Origin of the sequence: Flavihumibacter petaseus NBRC 106054, from assembly GCF_000974785.1 — a bacterium.
GTDB lineage: Bacteria > Bacteroidota > Bacteroidia > Chitinophagales > Chitinophagaceae > Flavihumibacter > Flavihumibacter petaseus.
On record NZ_BBWV01000004.1, the window covers coordinates 326,818 to 346,831 of the forward strand.

Sequence of the window (20,014 nt, forward strand, 5' to 3'; positions counted from 1 at the left end):
TTGGAAAATTACAAATTAAAACCCGAATTAAGGTTAAGCCTTCGTGTGTTCCCATCCACTAACGTCAATTGCAGTGTTTCCACCCCTGGTGGCAACAAGTGGGGAATTTTTTCCGGCCACTCAACGAAGCACCAGCTGCCGCTATACAGGCATTCCTCTACTCCGGCATCAATCGCTTCCTCTTCATCCTTCAACCGGTAACAATCGATATGGAATACAGGCTGGCCTTCACTGACATACTCATTAATGATAGAAAAAGTCGGACTTCCGACAGCGCCCTTAACCGACAGCGCCTCGCAAAGTGCATGGACCAGTGTCGTTTTGCCCGCTCCCATCCCGCCTGAAAGCGCCACCGTTCTGGGGGTTTCCCAGTGGCTGATCAACCGATGGGCAATATCATTGATTTGTTGGAGTGAAAAATCCAGCTGCATCCGGCAAAAATAATCAAACTGCAACTGGGTGGCTATTTTAGGTGATAATACGTCCAACAATCCGCTGCCGGCGAATGTATATTTGGGTATGGAAACTGTCATCTGGAAGGTCAGGGGAATGACCTGTTCGCACTGCGCCCTCACCGTTTCCCAGTATCTTGAAAAGCAGGGCATGCATAATGTAAAGGTCAACCCTATTGACGGTGATGTCAGGTTTGAAAGAGAGAGCGGAAAAGTTCCTTCAGCTGAAACACTCACAAAGGGCATCGTTTCCCTGGGTTATGATGTGGTGGACGAAAAAATGGCAGGAGGATCCACTGCTGCGCCCATGAACAGATTCCTGAGATACACATTAATCTGTTTGCCTTTCACGCTTGTCCTGATGCTGCACATGATCCCGGCTCTCCACAACAGCTGGATCGGCAATCCCTGGGTTCAGTGTGCACTGGCCGCCCCTGTATACCTGCTGGGCATGTCATTTTTCGGAAAAAGCGCTTTCAAAAGTATCCGTAACGGCCTGCCAAATATGAATGTTCTGGTCACGCTCGGCGCTTCTGCTGCATTCCTCTACAGCATTGCCGGAACGCTGCTGTATGGCGGGCATGGCTACCTTTTCTTCGAAACAACTGCCACGATCATCACCCTTGTCTTCTTTGGCAACTACCTGGAAGATGTTTCCGTGCAATCCACACAAAAACAACTCAACCAGCTGGTGAAAAGCCAAAAGGTGATGGCGAACATGATCGCCTTTGACGACAAACACCAGGAACAGATCTTTCCGATAGAAAACAACCAGCTGAGAAATGGCGACCTGGTATTGATCCGGACGGGTGAGCAGGTGCCGGCCGATGCAAAGATTCTATGGGGCGAAGCACTGTTGAATGAATCCATCATAACAGGAGAAAGCGTACCGGTAGAAAAGAAAGCGAAAGACAATATCATTGGCGGAAGCCTTGTTGCAGAAGGAACGCTCAAAGCAATCATCACACACACAGCTGCTGACAGTGTGCTCGCCAATATTATCAACCTGGTTAAAAAAGCACAGGGCGACAAACCACCGGTGCAAAGAATGGCAGATCGCATCAGCGGCATTTTCGTACCGGTAGTACTGATCATTGCAGTCATTACCTTCCTGGTGAATTACCAGGTATTGCATTCATTTGAAAGCGCGTTGATGCGCAGCATTGCCGTACTGGTGATTGCGTGCCCGTGTGCGATGGGACTGGCTACTCCTGCAGCCATTGCTGTGGGCCTGGGCCGCGCTGCGCGGAATGGCATACTGTTCAGGGATGCCAGATCACTGGAAGCTTTCAAGACCATCCGCCGTGTGGTATTTGACAAGACCGGCACACTGACAACCGGCAAATTCCGGATCGAAGCTTACCAGTCGCTGGTGCTGCCAGATGAAGATTTCCGGAACCTGGTTTATTCCCTTGAAAAATATTCTACCCATCCGTTGGCCAGTGCTATCACCGGCGCCTGGAAAACGCGTAATGAAACCCGCTGGGCTTCTATTACAGAAATAAAAGGTAAAGGCATGCACGCCGTCAGCAGAACAGGTGAAACTTACCAGGCTGGATCCTATGCGATCGCCGCAAGACAGTCGACGGAATCAGATCATAATGTTTATATACTTCGCAATGGTCAGCTGATCGGCTGGATCGATGTCACCGATACGGTGAGACCTGAAGCACGGGATGTAATCCGGACACTACACAACAACGGCATTGAGACCATACTGCTGAGTGGTGACCGAAAGGATAAAGCAGGCAGGATCGCAAAGGAACTTGGCATTGAAACAATATATGCCGAAAAAAGTCCTGAAGAGAAACTGACGATCGTGGAGCAATTGACCCGGGAAGCTCCGACTGCCATGGTGGGAGATGGCATCAATGATGCGCCTGCATTAGCCAAAGCAACCATCGGGATCTCTCTGAGCGACGCTTCCCAGCTTGCAGTGCAAACAGCAGGCGTCGTTCTGATGAACAATGGTATCCGGCAACTGCCGCTGGCACTTGGCCTCGGCACGCATACCATGAAGACCATCCGCCAGAACCTGTTCTGGGCATTCGCCTATAACATTGTTGCTATACCCATAGCGGCTTTCGGTTTCCTGACACCCACTTTCGGTGCTTTGGTCATGGGACTGAGCGACGTGGTGCTTGCGGTCAATTCCGCCCGCCTCATGGTAAAACGTGTCAGCTGATGGAACAGACGATCCACGGCATACTGCAACACTACTGGGGGTTCAAACAGTTCCGTCAGTTACAGCAACCCATCATTGAAGCGGTGTTATCGGGAAAGGATACACTGGCACTGTTACCGACGGGCAGTGGCAAATCACTCTGTTACCAGGTGCCCGCAATCATGCAGGAAGGCATCTGCCTCGTGATCAGTCCACTGATCGCACTGATGAAAGACCAGGTGGAACAGCTCCGGAAAAGAGGCATCAGTGCCCTGGCGATCCACACCGGCATGTCACAGCGGGAGATCCGAAAAACGATGGACCTTGCCCTGAACAGCCGCATCAAATTACTATACCTTTCCCCGGAAAGAATTCAGACAAGGGTCTTCCGTGATTTTCTCCCGGAGCTCCCCGTAAACATGGTAGCTATCGATGAAGCCCACTGCGTATCGCAATGGGGATACGACTTTCGCCCAAGCTACCTGCAGATCAACACGCTGCGGGAATTCCTGCCGAAGACGCCGTTTCTTGCGCTTACGGCATCCGCTACGCCCCTGGTACAGAAAGATATAACCACCCAGCTGCAGTTGCGCGATCCCGTTATACTGAAAGGTAGTTTTGCAAGGGAAGGCTTGTCTTACAGCTGTTTTGAAGAGGCCAACAAGCTGCAGAAAATCGTCAGTATCCTCGCGCAGGTGGAAGGTTCTTCCATCATCTACTGCCGCAGCAGAAAAAAAACAGCGGAGATTTCCAGACACCTGGCCGACAGGGGAATACCCGCCATCCATTATCATGCAGGCCTGCCACAGGATGAGAGACACCTGCGACAAAAAGAATGGACATCCAACCAGTACCGGATAATTGTCAGCACAAATGCTTTCGGGATGGGCATCGACAAACCGGATGTGCGAACCGTCATCCATCATGATGTACCGGATTGCCTGGAGAACTACTACCAGGAAGCCGGACGTGCGGGCCGCGATCAGCAAAAAGCCTACGCCGTGCTGTTGTACCAGAAACAGGAGCTTGCTGAATTGGAGAAACAGCTAGACAAGAAATTCCCGGCACCGGAAACGATCCGTGACGTGTACCGGCACCTGACACATTTTATGCAAATCCCGCTGGGCACCGCAGCCGGCACGCAATTCGACTTCGACCTTACGCTGTTCTGTCAGCGTTTCAAACTGGACCGGACTACAACCATCAATGCGCTGCAGATCCTGCAGGCTGAAGGCTATTGTAATCTGACAGAAGCTGTTTTCATGCCTTCCAGGCTTCAGTTCCTCGCCAACCGTGAGGCCCTTGAACTGCTTGAACAAAAGTATCCGGAACTGGACGACCTGGCCAAAACACTGCTCCGGCAATATGAGGGACTGTTTACCTATCCCGCCGCCATCAATGAGTCTTATCTCGGAAGATTGCTGAAAAAAGAAATGCCGGAAATAGTATCGCTGCTCGGGCAACTGGACAGGATGGGGATCATCCGGTATGAGCCTCGCAAAGAGCTGCCACAGCTCACCCTGATGGCGGAGCGGATGTTGCCGCAATCGGTCTTCATCCACACCGATGTCCTGCAGAGAAGAAAAGCACTGGCAGCAGAAAGGTTAAAAAAATTACAGCGGTACCTTTCCGGTGACACCTGCAGAAGTGTTTTCCTCGGTAATTATTTCGGCGACGAAACTATCCGGGATTGCGGTATCTGCGACAATTGCCTGACCCGGAAAAAACAGGCTTTATCTGTCGCCCCGCTGGTTGAGCAACTATTGAAAACACTTGACACCGAACGTCAGCAGGTAAATCAGCTCAAACTACTCACCGCAGCAAACTACACTGACGATCAGTTCTGGAAAGCCATGCGTTTTCTGGAAGATAACAGTCAGATCAGTGTCGGCACGGACGGATGGGTGAGCCGAAGCAGTTCCTGATTACCACAAAGATTTTTTCCTGCGCGACGTACCGCCGAGGCCCAGTGCCCCCAGCAAAGTGCGCGTGATCATGTTGGCAGCGGTACGCGTAGCCTGGCGGCCCGCTGAACTGTCGAGCATTTTTTCAAGCATGCCTTTTTCTTCTTTCTCTTTCGGCCTGTTCTTCTCTGCTTTGGCCTGTTCCGCCGCTTCCCTGGCTTTTTCTGCTTCACCCGCTGCTGCTTCCAGTTTTGCTGAAAGCATCTCATACGCACTTTCCGAATCCACTTCCTGGTTGTATTTCGACACCAGCTTGCTGCTTTTCACCAGCTGGCTGATCTCATCGGCGGTCAGCACATCCATCCTGCTTCTCGGAGAGATCATCAGGGTATGCACCAGGGGAGTGGGAATGCCTTTCTCATTCAGCATCGTGATGAGCGCTTCGCCGATGCCCAGTTGGGTGAGCAAATCATCCGTTTTATAAAACTCAGTCTCAGGGTAGTTTTCAGCAGTCTGCTTGATCACCTTGCGATCGGCAGCGGTAAATGCCCGTAAGGCATGCTGCACCTTCAACCCGAGCTGCCCCAGAACATCCTTAGGCACATCCATCGGATTCTGAGTGCAGAAAAATATGCCGATCCCCTTGGAGCGGATGAGCTTGACGATGGTTTCTATCTGCTGCAACAGGGCCTCACTTGCTTCCTGGAAGATCAGGTGCGCTTCATCAATAAAGAGCACAAGTTTGGGTTTGTCCAGATCACCTTCTTCCGGGCTAGAGCCATATAGTTCGGCAAGCAGCTGCAACATAAACGTGGAGAACAGTTTGGGCCGGTCCTGCAGGTCAGTGACCCTTAGCACCGAGATCATACCCCGGCCATCCGGCGCGATGCGCATCAGGTCATCCACTTCAAAACTTTTTTCACCAAAGAATGCTGTTGCACCCTGCTGTTGCAGTTCCACCACCTTCCGGAGTATCGTGCCTGTTGAACTGGTGCTGATCTTCCCGTAGTCTTTTTCGATCAGTGCTTTTCCTTCGTCGCTGATGTACTGCAACACTTTGGTAAAATCCTTGAGGTCGAGCAAAGGCAATTTGTTGTCATCGCACCATTTGAAAATCATGGCGACCAGGCCGGCCTGGGTATCGTTCAGGCCAAGGATCTTGCTTAGCAATACCGGACCAAATTCACTTACGGTCGCCCTGAGCCGTACACCCGGCCCGTTGCTCAGCGTAAGGAGTTCTGCCGGGTAAGCAGCAGGCTGATAAGTCATCCCCAGCAACTCATAACGGTCTTTGATTTTGTCGTTCAGAGAACCCGCAGCTGCAATACCACTCAGATCTCCTTTGATGTCCATCAGCAATACCGGAACACTGTTATCGCTCAGCACTTCAGCAAGCACCTGCAGCGTTTTCGTTTTCCCGGTACCCGTAGCGCCGGCGATAAGGCCGTGACGGTTCATCGTTTTCAAGGGAAGCAATACCGCCGCATCAGGCTGCGGTTTTCCGTCGAGAACACCAATACCAATTTTGGCAGATTCGCCTTTGAAAGAGTAACCAGCCTGGATAGCTTCAAGGAATGCGGTCGGAGTAGTAGACATCCTGGTGAATTTGGCGGGAAGATAACGGAATTTTAAAACGATTCATCCCGCTCAATCATCAGGATGGCGTTCTGCGGAACGATATAAAATTTTTCACTTTCATACATCACCTCTGTCGCCCCACTCACGAGGAAGATTGCCAGATCTCCTTCCTTAACCTGGAGTGGAACATATTTGATCTGCTCTTCCGATTGCTTCCAGGATTCCTCTTCCGGGGGCACGGGAATCGCATAGCCCGGCCCCGTCCGGATGACGGTTCCCTGCTGAACTTTTTCTTTCTCCTGGACACCTGGTGGCAGGTAGAGGCCGCTTGCGGTTTTGTCGTGAGGCTGGGATGGCCGGATCAAAACCCGGTCTCCGATGACGATGAGCTTCTTGAGTTTGTTGTCGTTTGTCAGTAACATGATTCGAGGGCAAAATTAGACAGGAATTACAAAAAAACAGCCCAAAAACATTAACGCCCCCTTACCGTTTTGTATAACGGGAAATAAGTTAATTTTATTCCAATACTCAAACATGTTCCCATATGGAAGAAAAGAAACCTAAAATATTGTTGTGTGAAGATGATCAGAACCTTGGACTGGTGTTGAAGAATTACCTGGAGTTAAATGACTTCGATGTGGTTTTGGAAAGAGACGGCCGCCTGGGACTGGCAGCATTTCAGCGCGAAAAGTTCGACCTGTGCCTGCTGGACGTGATGATGCCAAATATGGACGGCTTTTCACTGGCTGAAGAGATCCGCGATATCGACCCCGATATTCCACTTTTCTTCCTGAGCGCCAAGACCATGAAAGAAGATATCATCCAGGGGTATAAGCTGGGTGCTGATGATTATATCACCAAGCCTTTCGACAGTGAAGTATTGCTGATGAAGATCAAGGCGATCCTGAAACGTAATGAAGAACTGAATAAGGAAAACGAGAACAAGGAATTTGACCTGGGCAGCTTTCATTTCAACCCCAAGCTGCGGGAACTGAGCCATAACGGTCAGACACAAACGTTATCTCCTAAAGAGAACGAGTTGCTGAAAATGCTGGCAGAACATATGAACGACCTGCTTCCCCGCGAACAGGCGTTGAAGAAGATCTGGGGCAGCGACACCTATTTCAACGGACGCAGTATGGACGTTTACATTGCCAAGCTCCGGAAATACCTGAAAGAAGACAGCAACATCGAGATCGTCAATATTCACGGCAATGGCTTCCGCCTGGTAGTACCGGTTCCGGAACGCTGAAAACAGTTGCCAGTTAAATAATATCAGAAATCAAACAGGCCGGGGTGATTCCCGGCTTTTGGTTTTTTACCGAGGTGCTCATAAGCTTTGGCCGTTACTTCCCTTCCCCGGGGCGTACGTTGGATAAATCCTTCCTGGATCAGGAAAGGCTCATACACTTCCTCGAGGGTACCCGGCTCCTCACCCACAGCTGTCGCAATAGTGGTGAGTCCTACGGGTCCGCCTTTGAATTTTTCGATGATCGTGGCCAGGATCCGGTTATCCATTTCGTCCAATCCGTGCTCGTCTACATTCAGTGCTTTCAGGGCATGTTGCGTGATGCCCAGGTCAAGCGTACCGTCATTTAACACCATCGCGAAATCGCGCACCCTTCTCAGCAGGCCGTTGGCAATCCGCGGCGTTCCGCGGCTCCGGCGGGCAATCTCAGCTGCCGCTTCCGGAAGCAGGGGCGCCTGCAGCAGTTTGGCTGACCTTTTCAGAATGCCTTCAAGCGTTTGGGCGGAATAGTATTCGAGGCGCGATTTAATGGCAAATCTCGACAGCAGCGGTGCTGTCAGCAGGCCGCTCCGGGTAGTAGCGCCGATCAGGGTAAAGGGATTCAGGGCAATCTGAATACTCCGGGCGTTGGGACCACTGTCGATCATGATATCAATCCGGTAGTCTTCCATGGCAGCATAGAGGTATTCTTCCACTACCGTACTCAGCCGATGGATCTCATCAATAAAAAGGACGTCATTCGGCTGCAGGTTGGTGAGGAGGCCTGCGAGGTCGCCTGGTTTTTCAATTACCGGCCCCGAAGTCTCTTTGATCTGAACCCCCATCTCATGGGCTACAATGCGGGACAGGGTTGTTTTTCCCAGGCCGGGGGGACCATGGAACAACACATGATCCAGCGCCTCACCACGGATCTTCGCTGCTTTGATAAAAATGCGCAGGTTCTCAATGATCTGCGGCTGACCGGCAAATTCATTGATCTCCTTCGGCCGGAGGTTATTTTCCAGCTCTTTCTCCACAGCGCTCAGATGTGCCGGATCAGATTGTAAATGGGGGTTGCTCATTGTTCAGGGCCAATATTAAAACAATAATTTCATTTGCATATACAAATGAAGAAAGGGTTATCTTTGCAGGCTATGAAATGCTCTGAAAGCCGGTACAGCCGTTGTATGTATTTTGCCAGCGGTGCACTGGCCAGGAAGATTGAAAAACTGGCCATGGAAACCTGGAGGAAGGTATCTCTTTCCCCCAGCCACGGTTATCTCCTGATGATGGTACTGGATCAACCCGGTATTCAGCCCGGATCCGTTGCCGGACAATTGCAGCTGAGCCCCAGCACTGTTACAAGGCTTGTTGAAAAACTCGAAGAAAAAAAACTGGTTACCCGTACAACAGATGGCAAGGTTACCAGGATTCATCCTACTGCGGAGGGTAAAGCACTTTACCCTGAACTGGAACTTTGCATCAGCCAGTTTCATGAAAAGCTCGACGGCCTGGTGGACCGCACATCGGCAGACCACCTGATCCGCCAGATCAACCAGGTGACGGACAAACTACCTTACTGACAGAATACTGTATTGAATAGCAAAAGCCGGACTATCTCCGGCTTTTTGCTTTTTATGCATATGGTGTATGCTATTTCTCTCTAAGCTGCACAGACATGCGGCGGTCAGGCCTGCGTTCATCTTCCGATGCAGTGGCCGCAACTTTGGCGAATTCAGAGCCATACCCTTCTGCTCCCAGCAACTGCGCAGCATTAGCTCCTGTTGCTTTAATGGCAGCCAGTACAGCATCGGCTCTTTCCTGGCTCAGCTTCTTATTGGCAGCCTCATTACCGGTTTTGTCGGTGTAACCCCCTATTTTGATTTTGGCTTTAGGATAAGCTTTCAGTATCGTAGCGATATTGTTGATTTGTCGCATACTGCTTTCTGTTAGTTTGGCGCTGTTCACATCAAAATTAACATCATCAAAATCAAACCATTTATCCTTTCCTGCTTCACAAGCTGCGTCATTCAGACAGGTTACCAGGCCATACTCAAATCCGCCCTGGTGAACATCTATTTCAGTACCGTCTGCGAGCTTCAGTTTTAATCCTGAAGCAGCGGGTTTAACCGGTTCTTCTACTACTGCCTTTGCCGTATCCGCAACTACTGGTTCGGTGGCATGTTCCGTCTCCTTGTGTCCTCCGCCACATCCCTTCACGAGATAGAGCAGCAAGGCCACCGCTGCGATACCCAGTAAAAGCGGCATCAGCCAGGAGCCAGATTTTTTGGGAGGCTCGTGGTGCTGGTGCATCGTTGCCGTACGTGCCGGTTCGGATGTTCCTCCGAACAGCCCGGAGAGCCCCAGTCCGGCCGGGAGGGCACTCAAAATGCTGTTTTTCTGGCTGGTGAGTGATGAAAGCAATCCGGAAGCGGAAAGGCCGTTGTCTGAGGCGTTTTTACCCAGCAGCCCCAGTATCAGCGGTGCAACAGAACCCAGCAGGGATGCTGCCGAAGAGCCTTTGATTCCAGCCCATTGCGCTACCGTATTGGCAATATGCCCCACCTTGTCGCCAAAGATCCCGGAAAGCATTCCCGGTGCATAGTCAGGTATACCGCCACCGGAATGGCTGAATGTGTTGCCCAGGTTATCCAGGATTCCACCACTGAACGCCTTTTTGGCAAGATCAAAGATGGTATTGGCACCACCAGTTTCTGCCTTCTGAACAATGCCGGCCAATGCTGCGGGAACCATGCCACTGGCGGCTTTCGCAAGCGAGGAGTCAGATTCGCCCAGATAGGAAGCGGCCTTGCCGATCATATCCGGTGTGAGATAACCTTTTACTGCATCAAGAATGTTGAATGCCATAGCAATCCGATTTTGATTGTTGAATGATGTATGTTTCCTACGGGGCGGGAGCATTACCAATCGGAGCCTGGGAGGTCACACAAATTATTGAAAAATATCATCAATCGAGTCCGGCAGGGAAAATAATATACTGGTAACAGGGGGGCTTATCCGATGCTCAGGAAACGGTTTAACCGGAGGATCATTTCCGGATCGGGACAATTGTTGAGCCACTGTTCTTTCTCAGACAGCCGGCAAACACCCGGATAATCATTCCGCCACGACCCCATTTCATCAATCACCTGGAAATGAAGGTGGGGAGGCCAATGGCCATTTTCCGCGGGTGAGCCGAACTGCGCTATTTCCTGACCTCGGTTCACATACTGCCCTACAGCAAATCTGCTCAGGTCGGCATGTGACAGGTGGCCGTATAGGGTAAAAAAATTGCTGCCTTCCAGTTGATGATCTATGATCATCATGGCACCATAATCGCCCATGGCAGGGTGATTGGCTACTGCGTGTACCATCCCGCCCATAAATGCAAATACCGGTGATCCTGCAGCGCCCCAGATATCTGTCCCCAGGTGCAGCCTGCGTGGCTCTTCTCCCGGTACGGGTTGAAAGATCCTGCTACGCTGGTAAAAAGGCCTGTACTCACCATATCCGCCGACGAGGTAGCGCGCTCCTTGTTCCGCGCGATAGTTTTCTATAAAGCTGGTGAATGCCGTGGTATCATCGATAATCCCATCCGGTAATTGCAACCCCTCAGGAGAGAGGTCAAGTTTAACCAGGCGGTCATTGTCTGCATCAAATTCAATAACCGGATGAAAAGTGGACTGATATCGGAGCAGTAGTGTTAATAATCTCGAGGGCATGATCAAATATAGTTATTGCCGGAGCCATTGCGTCAGTGCGAGGTAAACGCCATTGCTCCAGCCAAAGCCATCCTGTGACGCATATTCACCACCACCCGCGGCTTTATTCAGATCAGCCACATTGTATTTCTCCATCATTTTACCGGTCTCTTTAAATACTTTTTCATTCAGCTTTGTCCACCTGGTGGCGATATCCCTTGCCAGTGCTATCTGACCGGCTCTTGCGAGCCCGCTTACTGCCATCCATTCAAGCGGCGCCCATCCGTTCGGAGCATCCCATTGTTCGCCGGTATTGTATTCCGAAGTCTGCAATCCCCCGGGCTGCAATAATTTTTCGCGTACGATCACCGCTGCCTGACTCCCCTGTAAACTGAGATAACCCTGACGGTCAGGAAAGAAACAAAAAGGATACAGGCCGGCAATGGTGATGGCGTTGGTCATTTTTCCCTTTCGGAACTGGTAGTCGGTATAAAATTTCAGTGTACTGTTCCAGCAATATTTGTCAATGGCCTGACGGCGCTTTTCAGCTTTTTCACGGAATAACGTTGCCGTGGAATCATCTTTCACCATAGCACGTGATCTTGCAATAACGGATTCCAGGTTGTACAACAGGCTGTTCAGGTCAACAGGAACAATGTCTGTGGTTTCGATTGTAATGATGTTCTGATGATCAGTAAACCAACGGCTGCTGAAGTCGATGCCGCTGGTGGCTCCGGCCCGCAGATGCTGGTACATGACGACTTTATTCCGGTTGGAACGTTGTGCGGTTTCCACATCTTCGCGATAGCTTTCCTGCCTGGGTACTGTGCTTTCATCCCAGTTGCGGTTCAGCACAGTGCCATCCTTTAGTTTCACTACATATTTAAGCGCACTTCCCGGTTTAACTTCTGCCTCTCCATCCATAAAATAGGCATACTCCTTTTCCATCGCAGGCAAGTAATCCACCAGTACCTGATCGCCTTTAACCGATGCCAGCAATTCAACCATCATGGCAAAGAATGGCGGCTGCGACCGGCTGAGGTAATACGTGCGGTTGCCATTGGGGATGTGCCCGTAGGTATTGATAAGGTAAGCGAAATTCTTTACCATGCTCTCCATGAGTTCATGTTCACCGGATACTTTCAGACCAAGCATCGTGAAATAGGAATCCCAGTAATAAATCTCACGGAATCTTCCGCCGGGAACGATATACGGATTGGGAAGCGGCAGCAGAGAAGAACCTTTTACCTGTTGATCAGGCTCGCGGCGCAATACCTTCCAGAGTTTCGTGATGTGGGTGGTGATGTCTTCATCCGGCGGCGTAACGTACGACTCCGTCGGGCTCTTCGGAATGTCAAAATTCTCTTCCACAAACAATTGCAGTGAAAGGCGGATCGCAGGATTCTTTTTTATGGCAAGATAATCCCGTACAATTTCTACAGGATCCCGTTTGGGTATACAGTCCACAAAGGTTTTTCCGTCAGGAAAGATCTTACTCATCTGAACATCCGTAAACAGTTGTCCATACACCTGGTCAGGAGTTGGCGGAATGGTCTGTGCATGTGTCAGACAAAACGATACACAACAACCCAAGGTGAGCAAGATCTGTTTCATATATGATGTTTGGAGCTTATTGTACAGTATAAGTCTTTTTATCCGGACCAATGCCGGTCAGCGTCAGTTTTTTCCAGCCGGCAGGCAGCACAGTTTTCAACTGGGTGATGCCGGCAGGAGTAATATCCAGGCCTCCGAATCCCATCAGCACACTTTGCAGAACGCCACCAGCCCCGGTGGCAAAATAAGGGTTGGTGCCGCCTTTGGTTTCCGCCACAACCCGGAATGGGGGATTAAGGTTGGGTTCATATGACTCCCGGAACCAATGGAGCGCCTTGTCGCGGTCGCCGAGTCGGGCGTAAAGGGTGGTGAAAACCGCCTGGGTCATAGCGGGAGTGCCTGCATCGGGTACTCTCTGTTCATAATAGGCAAGGTCACGTTTAATAGCCGCAACATCCTTAATTTCTTTTAAAGGGTAAGCCAGCAGGTTAACATCGGCCTGTTTAATGCCCTCCCCCTGGTAACTGGCATGTTCGCGGGTAGTTCCATCAGGGAATTTGAGAATCGGAATATTCCTGGCTACCACCATCCAGTCGGGATCGGGGGACAGCCCAAGTATTTTTGCTGCGTCAGTGGCAAACTGAAGATTTGCTTTTGCTGCTGCATTAGTGAAGGCGTTGTTGTCAACATTCTCAGCCCATTCATCTGCCGCCACCACATTATTGATGGCATAGTTTCCCGGACCATTCCTTTCTACCCGGCTCGCCCAGAAATCTGCCGTGGCGGACAGGATTGGCCAGCCCTTTTCGCGAAGCCAGGTTTTATCTTGTGTTACGGCATAATAATTCCAGGCGGCAATGGCCACACATGCCGTGATATGGTGCTCGAAAGGCCCGCTCAATGCCCATACCGGCGTTTCTTCCACGCCGGTGTCAGCGCTTTCCCAGGGAAACATGGCTCCCTTGTAGCCTTTGGAAAATGCATTCCGGCGCGCCGCTGCCAGTCGCTGGAAACGGTACTCTACCATACTTCGGGCGATTTCCGGATGCAATACCAGGATGGCCGGATACATCCAGAGTTCCGTATCCCAGAAAACATGCCCATTGTATCCGAGCCCGCTCAATCCCATCGGCGAAGGCGAATATGCCGTCCCTTCCCGGGTGAAGGAATACAGGTGATACATCATCGAGTGAATATCCTGCTGCGCCTGGGGATCGCCTTCGATCCTGATATCACTTGTCCATAAATTTTTCCATGCCTCACGATGCAGCCGCAGGAGGCGGTCCTTCCCTTCCAGGCGGGCGAATATGGTCAGCCTTTCCGCTTCATTCAGCGGGTCATCATGATGGGCAGAAGTGATAGAAGAACCCGCAATGGCGAACTGGTAGGAATCGTTTGCCTTAACCTGCTTCGCAAATTTCATGAGGTGCATATTGTTGTCCCACATTTCATGAATCACCCGGGGTTCCTGCCCATGCGGTTCCCGGAACAGGAAACTGTTGCTGGCACATAGCAGGAGTTTTCCGGTTGGACTTTTCCCGGTGCTGGTCAACAGGCTCAATACTGCATGCGGCCGGTCGATTTCATTATAATAATTCTGCACGTCGCGCAGCGCATCCGGCGCTTCCATTACACTTGCCACGCTGATCCTGCAATCCTGGCGGGCCTGAACAGAAACGTCCATCAATACCGTAAACGGCAACTGCCGCAATGCGTAATAGGTATAAGAAACAGTGGCTTTTTCTCCCACATCAAAGGTGGTGGTAAACGCCCCCTCCTGCATGTTCAATGACTGGCGCAGGTTCTTTACTTTATCCGCTGAAATACGTACGCCGTCAACATCCAGCTGCATGTTCAACAGGTTAAATGAGCGCAGGAAATTACTTACCCTGCCCCTGCCATACTGATCATATGCACCTGCCAGCACCACATCCTTCACCCTGAATGGTTCGGGTGCAGAAACGATCCCGATCATGCCGTTGGCAACCGTAATACCAAAATACCCCGATGGCTGAATGGAATCGGCTTTGATCAGCCACGGATCCGGTTGCTGGGAATAGAGAAGAAAAGGTAAAAACAGGAAGACGGGAACGGAAAATATTGATCGAATATATCGGGCCATGGCAGCTATTTTAACCGGTTGATAGTTAAATTTACCAACTGATTAATTTGTAAAGAGGAATTATGTTAAAAGGGCGAAAGTTTTTATTGATCTTATTCCTCGGTTTGCTGAGCATGCTGGTACTTTTATCAGTAAGTCTGCCCCTTGACTTCATTACACGGGCATCCGTTCCGTTCACGATGACACGCACCATTGAACAACTTCAGGACCCTCACCGCATGATGAAATGGATTCTGCCATATGCCGATCAGGACTCAGGTAGCGTTAAGGCTTTCAAAGCTGGCCGGCCTGGTATCCGGTACAAGACTGACAGCGTTGTACTGATGACGGCAAAACCTGAAAGTGCAACATTGGCTTTCACCCGGGATGGCAAGGAAAAGCAATATGATTTTCTGGTTACCAGAGACAGGAGGGACACACGGCGTTGCAATGTTACACTGACTATTACCACCACCCTTTGGAAAAGACTGATCGACCGTGACCCCATTGATGTAGAAGTGATCAAAAGCATGGGAAACCTTAGTCGCTATGTCAATGACACCCGGCTGTTTTATGGATACGCGATAAGGGAAGGCCGCGTAAAAGACAGTATACTTATTTCCCTGACCACCGCAGTGCCCGTTACCGACGAATATTTAAGGTCGGGAAAACTGTTTGACTCACTGATCAGGTTCACACAATTAAAATCGTTGCGGTATAACGGAAACCGTTATTTTCACCGCCAATACCTCGAGCACGACAGCGTTCAGATTACGGCCAGCATTGGTGTTAAAAGCCTTTTCGAACCGGAACCTGGCGACGGACTAAACAAGAAGTTCTTGCCTTTTGGTGAAAAGCAACTTGAAATTGAGTACAGGGGACCTTACCAGGATGTTACCGGTGCCTACAAAGCGCTTGAAAATTATAAAAGGGACCACGCCATTATCAATTCCGGCTTACCCCTTGAATTGTACAGCAGTCCCGGATTTGGTTTTGACTCCTCAGACACCGTCAGCCTGATGCTCTGCCTGCCTTTCACCGAGAATTAAGCACTAAGCAACAGAAACATATCATTTAACTTTTGCATGCGTTCCAAGAAAATTTTAATCACTGTTTCAGCTGCATTGATTGCAGCCGTTCTCCTCACTTTATTTATTCCGGTCAAAAAACAATATACGGCCCGTATACCCCTGCCGATCGAACGCACTGTTGCACAGCTGGCAGCAGTTGAAAACGTGCAAAAGTGGTTCACACCATTCACCCAGTCCAATCCCGGTTCCGGTTCCGGAAAGGCATCCGGTCAGTGGGAACTCACATCGGGCGACTACAGCCTGAAGATCGCTGGTGCAAACTCATTTTATGTGGCACTGTCCTTCAGTAACAAATCTCAAACCGCAATGCTGAATTTCCAGGTAAACCCCGATTCAGGTTATATGGACATGTCACGTATTACCCTGACGGTGAAAAGGAATATATGGGGTGCAATCAGCGGTAGAAACGAGCTGTTGGAAACAGCCATTGCGAATCTTTCCGCCCTGGAAACCTATACAGGGAATAACAGGAGGCTTTATGGACTTGACATCAAACATGAGCTTGTAAAGGATTCTGCTTACCTGTATACAAAAAGGACCATCGGCCAGACCGGATTGGGACAAACGGCTTCAACGCTCTGCAGGCAGCTTACAGATTTTGCAAACAAAAATCATCTTGAAATTGCGGGATCGCCCATCATCAATATCAAACAGGTCGGAACAGATAGCACCCAGGTATCCGCGGGATTGCCGATTCATACCTATATCTATCTCGCTCCCGGCAATATCATTCAATACCGACAAATGCCGTTCGGTAAAAAGCTACTGGAGGCTCCTTTCAAAGGAGGCTACCGCGACCTGCCAGCCGCTTTCGACAAATTGAAAAGCTACGCTGATGACCACCGGCTGACCATAATGGCCATCCCCTATGCCAAATACACAGGTGAACAGATTGATTTTGCTGACGGTGATCTGATCGACTTTACCGTATATTTCCCGGTAGACTGACGAGCTGCAGGCTGTCGTTGTTTTTAGCCAGCAACAGGGCTGATCCGCCTTTTGCCAACCTGATTATGCCTGATCGCCGCACCTGTCCCCTGATGACGAGGCCAGGCAGATTATGGTAACCAAAAGTTCCGTCTCCCCTGCCTATCAACAGATCGCCGAAGTCGCCGTCATTCCTTCCCATCTGGATGTTATTGTCATAATAATTACCGAAACACAACCAATCAACCCTTCCATCATTATTGTAGTCGAAAGGAACAGCCGGATAGATTGGCGACAGCTGAGCCTGCCACGGCAACGGAACCGCAGTATAATTCAGGTGACCGTCATTGATGAGGATAACTGAAGTAAATTCATCTGCGGCCAGCGTGTCTGCCTCCTGAAGTTTTTGCAATCCGAAAAGGGCCGTCATATCTGCCCTGGCAAAATCAGCCGCATACAGGAATTTCTTTTTCAGGAGGGGCATCTGCCGTTCCAGTTCTCCCTTGTTGGCGAAAGGCCGTTCAAGCCCGTGAATGTAATACGTAAGGATCTGGTCCTTTTTGCCATTACCATCAAAGTCGTTCACGTAAAGCCTGACGGGCTGTTGCGGCGTAGGATTTAACCTGAAGTTATGGCCCGCATTTCCTGCAATCAGGTCCAGGTCGCCATCACCATCCACATCTGCTTCCTGCACCGAATTCCACCAGCCACGGGCAGGGTAAATTATCTTTTTGCTTAATCTTCCCCCATTATTTTCGAACAAGGTTACCGGGCCCCATTCCAGCGCCAGCAAAAGGTCCATGTCTCCGTCTTTGTCCAGATCCACCCAATGTCCGTCTTTAACAAATCCTGCCTGTGACAGACCCGGGGCGAGGCTTGCCGTCATTTCGCGGTAACCACCTTTGCCGTCGCTGATGAACAGGTAAGAATCGGGAACCTTTCCGTAGTTGTAAACCATGCAACGGCCACCGAGAAAAATATCCGCATAACCGTCACCGTTGATATCTGCAAGGCTGACGGCTGATGCTGTCAATTTGATTGAATCCAGGATGCTGGGATACCTCACAAATTTTCCTGTGCCGTTATTAACATAGATCCGCGAACACTGCCGGATGGAACTTCCGTAATACTCATTACCACCGCTGGCCACAACCAGGTCAGGGAAGCCGTCTTTGTTAACGTCACCCCATGAAGCAGCCACATCTTCGAAGATGCTGTCAGCATCCAGTACCGGCTGGTTCGTTCGTGTGAATTTTCCGCTGGCCTGTTGTAAAAAAACAGCGGATCTGCTATCCTTTGCACCGCCAACAAAAATATCATCGAGGTGATCACCATTGATATCACCGATGGCCAATGCCGGTCCTTCTGTGGAAAGCTTGTGCGGCAGCAATTGTTCCCTGTCGAACTCACCGAAATCATCTTCCTTGTGCTGGTACTTTAATCCAGATCCGGAAGTGATGTCATGCATAACCGGCAAGTCTCCGGCACCAGGCAGGATCGATGTCCGGTCAAATACAGGCAAACCTGATTGGTAAGCTATTTTCATTACAGGCCGTGCACTGTCATAATCAACAGGCTGACTGGTGCCATCAGGCCAGATGAGTTTTATGGAATCCGGCAGGAACCTGCCCATTCCGATATGCAGCGGGATCTCCATGCTGGACTGGAATCCGTGAACCGGGTACTTCTCATAAGTCCTGATCTGCCCTTCCTTTTCAAAACATACTACAGTAGCCCCCAGTGCATGAATATTCCCGGCCGGCCCCTGCAACTGAATGCTGAGGTACCGGCTGCTGTCAGTTTCCCTGCTCTGATTTCGATAGATCATCACCGGGTCATTGATATTATTGGTTACAATATCGAGATCCCCGTCATTGTCAAGGTCAGCATATATCGCCCCGTTACTGAACCCAGGTTTGTCTCCCGCAATATGCCCTGCCAGATCTTCGAACTTCAGGTCACCGCGGTTACGGAAAAACCTGTTATTCAGCCTGATCTCCGGAAAGGTTTGTGACAGGGCTACATTCCGTTCATCCAGGTTGCCGGCCCTGACCTGCGCCTGCACTTCGTCATTCGAAATGTAATTCACAAAATCCATGTCATTCATGCGTTTGGGTATGCCGTTGGAAACGAAAAGGTCCTTCCACCCGTCGTTGTCAAAGTCCATCCACAAAGCAGCCCATGACCAGTCTGTAGCATGAATGCCACTGAACACACCCACTTCACTGAACATACCATTTCCGCGGTTTAACTGCAGGTTATTTCGGGTATACTGATAATTGTAGCCATAGCCGATCTTCGAATAGAACAGGTTATACTCATCCTCTCCCAGCGACCGTTTCAGGATATAGGGATCATCCGGCAACATGTCCATGCTGATGATATCAGGCAAGGCATCATTATTGATATCAGCAGCATCAACCCCCATCGAGAACTGGGACGTGTGCATGATGTGATCGTTCAGTTCATCCCTGAAAGTACCATCACGCTGGTTGATATACAGGTAATCGTTCTCGTGAAAATCATTTCCGATATAGATGTCCGGATAGCCATCGAGATTGATGTCTGAAACAACAATTCCGAGCCCGTACCCGATTGCGCTGCTGTTGATGCCACAGGCCCGGGTGATGTCAGTATAGCGGTTCCCTTCATTACGGAAAAACCGGTCACCTGACAACGGATGGTAAGTACCTGTAAATAATTTACGTTCACCGAAAGTGCCATTGTGATGTACGCTATGGTTCAGCAGGAACATATCGAGATCCCCGTCTTTATCGAAATCCAGGAAAGCAGCCTGTGTTGAAAATCCCGAAAAATCAAGTCCCCATTCCGCGGCAGCTTCGCGGTAAGCCGGGATACCGTTTTTAATGCCAGTGCAGAGCAGCAGCTGGTTTTTGCTGATCAGATGTTCATATTGCCCGACCCGGCAAACATAGATATCGAGAAGGCCGTCATTATTGATATCCACCACTGACACGCCGGTCGACCATGCGTGATCATCGGGAATACCGGCTTCGGCGGACACGTCCGTGAAATGCAGATCGCCTTCATTGAGATAAAGCCTGTTGGATTGCTGGTTGGCTGCAAAAAAAAGGTCAATCTTTCCGTCATTATTAAAATCACCTGCCCCTACTCCTGCACCATTGTAGAAATACATGTATTTAAAAAGGTTCAGTTCCGGAGAAGGCGTAAGCACGTTACTGAACGCTATTCCGGTTTTTTTTGCCGGCACCAGGTCAAATGCCGCCTTTTCCTCAGGCGCTGAGCATGCTGCCAGGAATCCCGAAAACAGCACTACCAATACTTTTTTCATA

General features: G+C 50.1%; 15 protein-coding genes. 6 read left to right on the top strand and 9 right to left on the bottom strand.

Annotated elements, in window-relative coordinates:
* Nucleotides 1–8: 8 nt before the first annotated feature.
* Complete coding sequence (gene tsaE / locus FPE01S_RS20845) at nucleotides 9–533, bottom strand: tRNA (adenosine(37)-N6)-threonylcarbamoyltransferase complex ATPase subunit type 1 TsaE (RefSeq protein ID WP_245624040.1); 525 nt, start codon at nucleotides 531–533, stop codon at nucleotides 9–11.
* On the opposite strand from tsaE, the gene FPE01S_RS20850 reads away from it, so the two are divergent.
* Together FPE01S_RS20850 and FPE01S_RS20855 are read left to right on the top strand one after the other, a co-directional pair.
* Nucleotides 520–2,637 carry a heavy metal translocating P-type ATPase gene (locus FPE01S_RS20850; protein WP_046371017.1) on the top strand — a complete coding sequence of 706 codons (2,118 nt, stop codon included), beginning with the start codon at nucleotides 520–522 and terminating at the stop codon, nucleotides 2,635–2,637. The two genes, tsaE and FPE01S_RS20850, sit on opposite strands and share 14 nt — an antisense overlap.
* Nucleotides 2,637–4,541: a RecQ family ATP-dependent DNA helicase gene (locus FPE01S_RS20855; protein WP_046371018.1), complete on the top strand. Its 1,905-nt coding sequence runs from the start codon at nucleotides 2,637–2,639 to the stop codon at nucleotides 4,539–4,541. Before FPE01S_RS20850 ends, FPE01S_RS20855 begins: the two co-directional genes overlap by 1 nt.
* On the opposite strand, the gene FPE01S_RS20860 is transcribed toward FPE01S_RS20855, so the two are convergent.
* Both FPE01S_RS20860 and FPE01S_RS20865 read right to left on the bottom strand, forming a co-directional pair.
* Nucleotides 4,542–6,116: a helicase HerA-like domain-containing protein gene (locus tag FPE01S_RS20860; protein WP_046371019.1), complete on the bottom strand. Its 1,575-nt coding sequence runs from the start codon at nucleotides 6,114–6,116 to the stop codon at nucleotides 4,542–4,544.
* Nucleotides 6,117–6,148: 32 nt separating this feature from the next.
* A complete protein-coding gene (locus FPE01S_RS20865; RefSeq protein WP_046371020.1) occupies nucleotides 6,149–6,520 on the bottom strand; it encodes a co-chaperone GroES in 372 nt (123 codons plus the stop codon).
* Nucleotides 6,521–6,642: 122 nt separating this feature from the next.
* On the opposite strand from FPE01S_RS20865, the gene FPE01S_RS20870 reads away from it, so the two are divergent.
* Nucleotides 6,643–7,350 (top strand): response regulator transcription factor, encoded by a 708-nt coding sequence (locus tag FPE01S_RS20870; RefSeq protein ID WP_046371021.1) that lies wholly within the window; start codon nucleotides 6,643–6,645, stop codon nucleotides 7,348–7,350.
* Nucleotides 7,351–7,373: 23 nt separating this feature from the next.
* Here FPE01S_RS20870 and ruvB read toward each other — a convergent pair whose 3' ends face one another.
* Nucleotides 7,374–8,408 (bottom strand): Holliday junction branch migration DNA helicase RuvB, encoded by a 1,035-nt coding sequence (ruvB, locus tag FPE01S_RS20875; RefSeq protein WP_046371022.1) that lies wholly within the window; start codon nucleotides 8,406–8,408, stop codon nucleotides 7,374–7,376.
* Nucleotides 8,409–8,480: 72 nt separating this feature from the next.
* Here ruvB and FPE01S_RS20880 point away from each other — a divergent pair, with 72 nt between their 5' ends.
* Nucleotides 8,481–8,909: a MarR family winged helix-turn-helix transcriptional regulator gene (locus tag FPE01S_RS20880; protein ID WP_169749201.1), complete on the top strand. Its 429-nt coding sequence runs from the start codon at nucleotides 8,481–8,483 to the stop codon at nucleotides 8,907–8,909.
* A gap of 70 nt (nucleotides 8,910–8,979) precedes the next feature.
* On the opposite strand, the gene FPE01S_RS20885 is transcribed toward FPE01S_RS20880, so the two are convergent.
* The 4 genes from FPE01S_RS20885 to FPE01S_RS20900 all read right to left on the bottom strand — a co-directional run bounded on the left by FPE01S_RS20885 (nucleotide 8,980) and on the right by FPE01S_RS20900 (nucleotide 14,703).
* On the bottom strand, nucleotides 8,980–10,194 hold the full coding sequence (locus tag FPE01S_RS20885) for an OmpA family protein (protein WP_046371284.1): 1,215 nt from the start codon (nucleotides 10,192–10,194) through the stop codon (nucleotides 8,980–8,982).
* A gap of 146 nt (nucleotides 10,195–10,340) precedes the next feature.
* Nucleotides 10,341–11,048, bottom strand: a complete 708-nt coding sequence (locus FPE01S_RS20890; RefSeq protein WP_046371023.1) for a peptidoglycan DD-metalloendopeptidase family protein — start codon at nucleotides 11,046–11,048, stop codon at nucleotides 10,341–10,343.
* A gap of 12 nt (nucleotides 11,049–11,060) precedes the next feature.
* Nucleotides 11,061–12,641, bottom strand: coding sequence for an alpha,alpha-trehalase TreF (gene treF / locus FPE01S_RS20895; protein WP_046371024.1), 1,581 nt, complete (start codon nucleotides 12,639–12,641; stop codon nucleotides 11,061–11,063).
* Between the two features lie 16 nt (nucleotides 12,642–12,657).
* Nucleotides 12,658–14,703, bottom strand: coding sequence for a kojibiose hydrolase (locus FPE01S_RS20900; RefSeq protein WP_046371025.1), 2,046 nt, complete (start codon nucleotides 14,701–14,703; stop codon nucleotides 12,658–12,660).
* A gap of 86 nt (nucleotides 14,704–14,789) precedes the next feature.
* Between FPE01S_RS20900 and FPE01S_RS20905 the strand changes: the two genes are divergently transcribed.
* Together FPE01S_RS20905 and FPE01S_RS20910 are read left to right on the top strand one after the other, a co-directional pair.
* A complete protein-coding gene (locus tag FPE01S_RS20905; RefSeq protein ID WP_157474118.1) occupies nucleotides 14,790–15,731 on the top strand; it encodes a GyrI-like domain-containing protein in 942 nt (313 codons plus the stop codon).
* Nucleotides 15,732–15,767: 36 nt separating this feature from the next.
* Nucleotides 15,768–16,721: a hypothetical protein gene (locus FPE01S_RS20910; protein WP_046371027.1), complete on the top strand. Its 954-nt coding sequence runs from the start codon at nucleotides 15,768–15,770 to the stop codon at nucleotides 16,719–16,721.
* Here FPE01S_RS20910 and FPE01S_RS20915 read toward each other — a convergent pair.
* Nucleotides 16,696–20,013: a VCBS repeat-containing protein gene (locus FPE01S_RS20915; protein ID WP_046371028.1), complete on the bottom strand. Its 3,318-nt coding sequence runs from the start codon at nucleotides 20,011–20,013 to the stop codon at nucleotides 16,696–16,698. The two genes, FPE01S_RS20910 and FPE01S_RS20915, sit on opposite strands and share 26 nt — an antisense overlap.
* Between the last annotated feature and the right edge of the window lies 1 nt (nucleotide 20,014).